This window comes from Clostridium sp. (genome assembly GCF_032552055.1).
Taxonomy (GTDB): Bacteria; Bacillota; Clostridia; order Clostridiales; family Clostridiaceae; genus Clostridium.
Map to the genome: position 1 here is coordinate 1 of NZ_JAWGSV010000374.1, position 2,042 is coordinate 2,042.

Consider the following 2,042-nt stretch of genomic DNA (forward strand, 5'->3'; position numbering starts at 1 on the left):
TGCGATTGGCAGTTATTCAGAGCACGAGTAGTGCCGCCAGTATCATGCCCTTATAGGGCTTAATCAAGCCACCAGCTAAGCTGGTGGTACATGACTTTTTACAGCTTGTTATAAATTAAAAGTTTAGAAATAAAATTATAACAATATCAGAACAATGGTATAATATAGCTATGGTTATTTAGTAAATTATATACAAATAAGGAATATTATCTTAGAAATGATATATTAGATTATTATATAGTAAGCAATTAGATAATAGAAGGAGTAATTAAAAATGAATAATATTATATTAGTGGCAGAAACAGGTTCAGATATACCAAAAGATATTGCAGAACAAATGGGGATTTTCCTTGTTCCAATGCATGTTACTATGGGAGATAATACTTTAGATGATGGAACATTTCCAGTTGAAAAAATTTGTGAGTATTACAAAAATACAAATAAAATACCAAAGACAAGTGGAAGCTCACCACAGGATTTTATAAAAGTATTTGATGAAATTCACAGATTATATCCTGATAAACAGATATTACATTTGGCATATTCAGCAGTAACAACTTGCTCCTATCAGAGTGCTTTGATAGCAGCTGAGGACAGAGAATACGTTACGAGTATTGATACTAAACATGTATCTATTGGTCAGGCGGCCGTTGTAATTGAAGCAGCAAGATATTTAAAAGAAAATCCTAATGCTATTATGGAGGAATTGATAAAAGAAGTAAGCAACATATGTCGTAGATCTCAAATGTGTTTTATTCCATGTGAATTGGAGTATCTAAGAGCTGGAGGGCGTGTAAGTAATGCCGTATTTATAGGTGGGAAAATACTTAGAATACATCCATCAATTGAAATTGAAAATGGATATTTAGTAGCAAAGAAAAAGTATAGAGGAAAAATGGAAAGCATAGTTCCGAGACTAATAGAAGAATATAGTAAGATGAAAAATTTGGATAAAAAAGAAGTGTATCTATTGTGGTCCATAGGATTAACATATACAGTTCGTAGAGCAGCTGAAGATAAAGCAAAGGAAATAGGATTCGAAAATATTAAATGGATGCAGACAGGATGTGTAATTACCACTCATGGAGGCCCTGGCTCATTTGGAATTGTAGGATTTTCTAAAGAAGTTTAGGAATTAAAACAACAAAAAGAGAAGATAGTTCTATTGCCCTAGGGATGTAAGTGGATCACAAAGTGGTCCACTTACTTATTATGAGTTTATTTTTAAACTGTCAAATTGTTTTAATATATTAGGAATAGTTAAAAGACCTTGAAAATTAACAAGAATAGATAATAATACATTCAATTTTATAGAGTTTATTTAATGTGTTTATTATAAATACTTAGAACTGATAGTTATAGCCTATAAGATCAAGGGGTAAATATAAGAAAATTAAATCTTGAATATTTAAATATAGAATATAAAGAAAAACATCTAAGGTAATTTTCGGGAGATATGAGAATATGATAAAATAAGAAATACTTGATAGATATTCAATATAGAAAAATAAGAATGACAAAAATTCTTAAGATAAATTGTACCAAAAGCAGAGAGGAGGTACACAATGACATTATCTATAAATGAAAAGAAATTAAGTGAAAAATTAATTAAGTATAGACGTGAATTGCATGAAAATCCTGAGTTATCTATGAAGGAATATGAAACAACAAAGCGTATTCGTAAGTGGTTAGAAGAGGAGAATATTAAAATTTTAGATTTACCACTAGATGTAGGAGTTGTTGCTGAAGTAGAAGGGGACTACCATGGTCCAACTATAGCTTTAAGAAGTGATATTGATGCTCTTCCAATTTTAGAAGATACAGGCTTAGACTTTGAATCTAAAAATTTAGGAGTAATGCATGCTTGTGGTCATGATTTTCATACTTCATCGATTTTAGGAGCGGCTATCCTTATAAATGAGAGAAAGTCAGAATTGCATGGTAAAGTTAGAATTATATTTCAGCCAGCAGAAGAAAATGCAAAAGGTGCTGATATTATCATTAAGGCAGGAGCCCTCGATAATGTAGAAGCTATATTTGGA

General features: G+C 30.8%; 2 protein-coding genes. Both read left to right on the top strand.

Translation table 11 applies throughout. From position 1 onward, the window contains the following. Window positions 1-274: 274 nt before the first annotated feature. Window positions 275-1,132, top strand: coding sequence for a DegV family protein (locus E6248_RS15670; RefSeq protein ID WP_316341697.1), 858 nt, complete (start codon window positions 275-277; stop codon window positions 1,130-1,132). 433 nt (window positions 1,133-1,565) lie between these two features. After that, window positions 1,566-2,042: amidohydrolase (locus E6248_RS15675; protein ID WP_316341698.1), on the top strand; the 477-nt coding region annotated here is incomplete at its 3' end.